The organism is Emticicia agri (genome assembly GCF_004168285.1).
GTDB classification, from domain to species: Bacteria; Bacteroidota; Bacteroidia; order Cytophagales; family Spirosomataceae; genus Emticicia; species Emticicia agri.
Map to the genome: position 1 here is coordinate 1 of NZ_SEWF01000102.1, position 5,049 is coordinate 5,049.

Consider the following 5,049-nt stretch of genomic DNA (forward strand, 5'->3'; position numbering starts at 1 on the left):
TACTCTACCCGAAGATTTTTGTTAATTCCTTGTGATAGATGAATTGTAAATGAATCCACCTCAAAAAATCATATACAAGCATCTGACAAGTAGCTATAAAATTTTGTTTTTGTCTTTTTAGATTTACTCTGATATAATCTAAACCCTTTCTAAAGAAGCTATTAGCTTTATATCCATGTTTTTTGACTTTAATCATCTTTACTTTTTGATGGAGATATTGACCTGTTTTCAGTGCTATAGCTACAGCAATACTAACAAAAACCAACAATTTACTAAGTTTTTCGTTTCCTTTAATATGAGTAGTTTCTAAATCAAAGCCCCTTTGTTTGAAAGTTTGAAACAGAACTTCGATACACCACCTATGTCGGTAAAGATTTCCTAACTGCTTGGCTGGCAGATTACCTATCAGAAACAAAAAGTCTTTATTATCTAATTTCTTTAGCATAGTATTGCACCAGATTCCATCGACCAAACATGTTTCAAAGTAACGCTCCTGTTGATGGGACAATAAGTCGTTTATTGAACAAACAGCCCCATTCTTAAGTGTTATCAAATGGTTTTTAGGTAATCTCATACAGAAGTTTATCTGCCTGTCTTTTAGATACTTTAGCCATTGAATACCAATAAATTCCCTATCTCCAACTATCAAACCGATTCTATCCAAACCTATCACATCTACAATTGATTGTAATAAGTCACACCTGTCTTTACAATTACTATTACCTGAATTATTATCTAATAACTCCCAATACAATGGAATCCCTATTGAACCATTTTTGGCAACTATCATCAAAATATTGCATTGATAAATGCCGAAGTCCCATTCGGTTCTATCTATTGATAATTGAAGTTTACCTTTAGGTAAAAACATTAATAGTAAGAGACATACTTGCCTGTAATCGAAATCATAATCCTTAAAAAATGCCTGTATTCTACGTTCAACTGATTCTAATGTAGCTTCACTCTCAATGTGCAAGGCTATTTCTTTAAATTGCACCTTCCGGCTTTCGAGCATCCCTATCAGAAAATCACCAATGAATTTTTTCCTTGATAGATTCTTAGCAAGAGGTATTTTATCAAAAATCTTTATAATTTCGTCCCTAATGAGTTTTCTCATTCTAAAAGGTTGGTTTTGTTTGCTTGGTCGCTACAAAATTCAGCCTTTTTGTTTATAAATTAAAAATCTTCGGGTAGAGTAAGTAAAGCATAGAAGGAATAATACTATATTTTTATTCATTTGGTTTGATTTTTGGCAAGTTCTCTCCGTTCGGCTGATTATCCAATCAGTAGCTGTGATAGCCGTTCTCTGAGCAGAATGTAAAAAAATGAGAGTGTTCTTTTCATTCACTCAGATTGAACGAAAAAATAAATTTTCAAGGTGTATAAACGGTATTTCCATTACTCAATACCCATGTTTTTACGTTATCAGGGTTTATCATGAAAAAATATATACTTAATTTATCTTCGGACATCAAAACCCTAAAAGAAGTTTGACTGGTTATCGAATATCTATTTAGAGTATCATTAGTAAAGATATTCTTATGGAAACTATTTTTAAAATAGTTAATCTCTTGATGAAAAATACCTTTTTCATCCCTATTTAAATTGAAATATGCCAACCTACCTTTATGCTCAAAGCTAATTGGGCTTTCATTTTTATTTGAACCTTTCCATTCAATAAAATTCAAGACATTAGTGTTTGTTTTTATACACTCTATTAAGTAAACTATATCCTTAGCTTCTTTAACAGATAGGTCTTTTTCTACCAATGTTTTATTAAAAGCACAGGAATTTGACATAAAACAAAGAATCAGAAAAATAAGCCTTTTTAATTTCATCTTTTTGTAGTCATTAAATATGCAAACATCATACTTCTTTCTGCTGATTGTTCAATCAGTTGAACGAGGCAATTCCTAATTCTTTAATAGCAGTTTCTATCTTTTTCATTCTTCTTTCCGATACATAGGCCAGACCGTCTGCATATTGTTTCATCAGAGAATTATTTATACCTGTTCTTTTAGCAATGTCAGCAATTTTCAGATCGTCTAATGTATGTAAGGAGTCAGTCATACAGTACTGATATTTAAATTGAAAGTCTTCTATATTGGCGTTTTTCCAGTCAGAGCGTTCTTGTCCTTCATGTATAATCCAGTCTTGTAATAAATCCTTTATATTGGCTGTAATTCCGTCAGGAGTTGTTGCATAAGTAGCCAATGTAAAATTATTTTTTGAACTGGTCCAGCCCCAAAATTCACCGTCATCGTACTCTAATACTATTATTATTTTTTTCATACATTTTAAAAATTAGTTCCTTCGTTCAGCTGATTGAATGTTCAACCGAACGGGGAATGTTTGCCAGTCCCTCTTAAATGTGTTTAACTTGATTTTTATTACTTATCTGGTACAAATGAATAAATATCGCCTGACATTTCACCCTTTTCTTCTTTACAATGAATAAATATTTCTTTAGGAATACCCTCTCTAAAACTAATTGTTGTTATTTGATTACAATCCCCATAGATTTGGTTAAAGATTAGATTATCATCTTTTAGTTCTGGCATTCCTAAAGATCCAATATAAAATTTCCCGATTTTTAATCCTTGTGTGTCAAAAAATGATAGGTAACAATTTAATTGTGGAGCATCCTCATTTCCGTTAAGAACTTCATAATACAGAACTTTATACTTTAGTTTATTAAGGTTTCCTAAATATGTCATATTATATTCAAGAATGTAAGGTGATTTATTTATTTTAAAAATAAATTCTTGACCTATAGTATTTTCGCTCAAAACTAATTCTTGAATCTTCTGCCCAAAATCTTTTACCTCTTTCTGAGTTTGTCTTTTTGAGTGATTACAACTTAAACAATTAGTTAATATTATCAGATAAAAAATAGGATTCTTCATAGAATTAAAAATCAGAAGGTGCAGTAAGTCGTGATTCCTTAATCATTTTGTTATTATTTACTCCGTTCAGAGAACGGCTGGCACAACGACTGATTAAATAATCAGCCGAACATTTTTTTTATCTTATTACTAATTCATTGTATTTATAACCGTTGCAATCAAAGCATATACCATTCATATAGTAATTATATTCAGGAATATAGCCACTTCCATTGCATTTATTGCATACTGTTAACTTTATACTTTCAGACTTATCATCATCTAAATAAACTGGAATTTGGTTATTTAGATGAATCTCTTTATGAAATTTATGACATAATGTTATTAACGCATCTTGTGGATAATCCCAAGGAAGTTTATCTATAATATAGTACGTATGATGAACATGTAAGAAAATAAATTCGTCGAAAGGTATTTCCACAGGAAAATATAAATCTTTGTAAAAATTATAAAAGTCTGCTCCATTTATTGATTTAGTTTCCTTAACATTCATTTCTTTTAGAAATCCATCTATGTATTCACGTTTCTCTTCTTTAGTAGGTGGTCTAAATGCTTTCCCAAACCTATCTAAAATAGTAGCTTCATTTTTACAAGATGTACAACGCTTTTTATCACGAGCTATAATTGTATCTCTTTTATTTCTCCATTCAAATGTTAGAAGTAAGTCGATATAATAAATTATTTCACCTTTTTCTTTTTTTTCTTGAAGTAGCGTTTGGTAAGGTATAAATTTTTCCATCTATTTATGTAATTAGTCTGGGACGCATAGTCGTTGTGTCAGCCATTCTTTGAACGACGTCTATCAATTCTGCCTAATTAAATTACTATATCCACCCCCTCAACTCCCGTTTTTTACCATTGGATTAAATTTTCGTGCGATTCATTGTCATATTTTTGACTCTGATGCTTGCCCGCAATAATTTTGTACCATCAAAACAAAATTATATCACAGCCATGAAAACTCAGACATTTCCAGCCAGATTTATATTTTTTATTTCGCTTACCTGTTTAATCTCAGGGATCATTATCTGTATGCAATTTGCATAATAACTTATTAAGTAATGCGACAAAATTATTTTAAAATTGTTAACTTTGCTCTATGCGAGCAAAACGATATATTAAATTAGAGCCAAGTGAGGTCATCACAATGGAAGAAGGGTACAAAAATGCTACCCATCATCAATTCAAACAACGTTGTCATTGTCTATTGCTAAGTCATCAGGGGTATGATATGTATAGCCTAAAATCTATATTTCAAGTAAGCCACCCTACCATCACTAACTGGTTTGACAGTTGGGAAACGCATGGGATAGTAGGTTTACGCAATCAATTGGGTCAGGGTCGCAAACCTATTTTCAATGCAGCTGATGAATCATTGGTAAAAAGCAAAGTAAAATCAAGCCCTCAGACTCTGAAAAAAGTACGTCAAGAACTGAAAGAAGCATTACAGAAAGACTTCTCTCAAAGAACATTAGAGCGTTTTTTAAAAACACTTGTCGAGCCAGTTGGAAAAGAGCCAGAAAAAGTTTAAAGTCAAAGCAAAACACTTCTGAGTACGCATATAAAGAAGACTGCTTAAATGACTTACTCGAGCTCCACCAACAAAGTCATATTGACTTATTTTATGGTGATCAGGCTGGTTTTTCGCTCAATTGTGTCGTACCTTACTGCTGGCAATTTCCAGATGAACCCGTTTATATTCTGCCACAAAAAGGCAAGAATATCAATGTATTTGGGTTGATGAATGCTGATGGAAATGAACTTTACACTTTTGATGTAAAAGGTACTATTAATGCTGATTTTGTCATCAATTCAATAGAAATATTTATTGATAAAATTAGAAAACCAACAGTTTTAGTAATTGATAATGCCAGAATTCATCACGCCAAAGTTTTTCAAGAAAAGTTAGAATTGTGGCAAAACAAAGGGCTCTATATTTTCTATTTGCCTGCTTACAGTCCACATCTAAACAGAATCGAAAGGCTTTGGAGGCATACTAAATATTATTGGCTTAAGCCTAGTGATTATCAAGATTTGGAAACCCTCAAAAAAGCCCTTGACAAAATTTGGTCTAAATTTGGTTTTGACTATCAAATCGACTTTTCTAAAATTAAAATTTAAAATAATTTTGTCGTATTACTTA

Annotated in this window: 7 protein-coding genes; 2 read left to right on the forward strand and 5 right to left on the reverse strand. The window is 31.5% G+C overall.

Annotated elements, in window-relative coordinates; genetic code table 11:
- Nucleotides 1-4: 4 nt before the first annotated feature.
- The 5 genes from EWM59_RS27070 to EWM59_RS27090 all read right to left on the reverse strand — a co-directional run bounded on the left by EWM59_RS27070 (nt 5) and on the right by EWM59_RS27090 (nt 3,645).
- Nucleotides 5-1,117 carry an IS4 family transposase gene (locus EWM59_RS27070; RefSeq protein WP_130019099.1) on the reverse strand — a complete coding sequence of 371 codons (1,113 nt, stop codon included), beginning with the start codon at nt 1,115-1,117 and terminating at the stop codon, nt 5-7.
- Between the two features lie 256 nt (nt 1,118-1,373).
- Nucleotides 1,374-1,838, reverse strand: a complete 465-nt coding sequence (locus EWM59_RS27075) for a hypothetical protein (RefSeq protein ID WP_130024326.1) — start codon at nt 1,836-1,838, stop codon at nt 1,374-1,376.
- Between the two features lie 55 nt (nt 1,839-1,893).
- Nucleotides 1,894-2,292 (reverse strand): hypothetical protein, encoded by a 399-nt coding sequence (locus EWM59_RS27080; RefSeq protein WP_130024327.1) that lies wholly within the window; start codon nt 2,290-2,292, stop codon nt 1,894-1,896.
- A 98-nt stretch (nt 2,293-2,390) separates the two neighbouring features.
- Nucleotides 2,391-2,906, reverse strand: a complete 516-nt coding sequence (locus EWM59_RS27085; RefSeq protein WP_130024328.1) for a hypothetical protein — start codon at nt 2,904-2,906, stop codon at nt 2,391-2,393.
- Nucleotides 2,907-3,024: 118 nt separating this feature from the next.
- Nucleotides 3,025-3,645 (reverse strand): hypothetical protein, encoded by a 621-nt coding sequence (locus EWM59_RS27090; RefSeq protein WP_130024329.1) that lies wholly within the window; start codon nt 3,643-3,645, stop codon nt 3,025-3,027.
- Nucleotides 3,646-4,005: 360 nt separating this feature from the next.
- On the opposite strand from EWM59_RS27090, the gene EWM59_RS28510 reads away from it, so the two are divergent.
- Together EWM59_RS28510 and EWM59_RS27095 are read left to right on the forward strand one after the other, a co-directional pair.
- A complete protein-coding gene (locus EWM59_RS28510) occupies nt 4,006-4,437 on the forward strand; it encodes a helix-turn-helix domain-containing protein (RefSeq protein ID WP_130021386.1) in 432 nt (143 codons plus the stop codon).
- The gene (locus EWM59_RS27095; RefSeq protein WP_229239289.1) at nt 4,377-5,027 is read left to right on the forward strand and encodes an IS630 family transposase; all 651 of its coding nucleotides are present in this window, start codon (nt 4,377-4,379) and stop codon (nt 5,025-5,027) included. Before EWM59_RS28510 ends, EWM59_RS27095 begins: the two co-directional genes overlap by 61 nt.
- Nucleotides 5,028-5,049: the final 22 nt, after the last annotated feature.

Excerpts from the sequence above, each read along its gene's own strand:
- EWM59_RS27070 (WP_130019099.1), bottom strand. The coding sequence starts at position 1,117 with ATGAGAAAACTCATTAGGGACGAAATTATAAAGATTTTTGATAAAATA.
- EWM59_RS27075 (WP_130024326.1), bottom strand. The coding sequence starts at position 1,838 with ATGAAATTAAAAAGGCTTATTTTTCTGATTCTTTGTTTTATGTCAAAT.
- EWM59_RS27080 (WP_130024327.1), bottom strand. The coding sequence starts at position 2,292 with ATGAAAAAAATAATAATAGTATTAGAGTACGATGACGGTGAATTTTGG.
- EWM59_RS27085 (WP_130024328.1), bottom strand. The coding sequence starts at position 2,906 with ATGAAGAATCCTATTTTTTATCTGATAATATTAACTAATTGTTTAAGT.
- EWM59_RS27090 (WP_130024329.1), bottom strand. The coding sequence starts at position 3,645 with ATGGAAAAATTTATACCTTACCAAACGCTACTTCAAGAAAAAAAAGAA.
- EWM59_RS28510 (WP_130021386.1), top strand. The coding sequence starts at position 4,006 with ATGCGAGCAAAACGATATATTAAATTAGAGCCAAGTGAGGTCATCACA.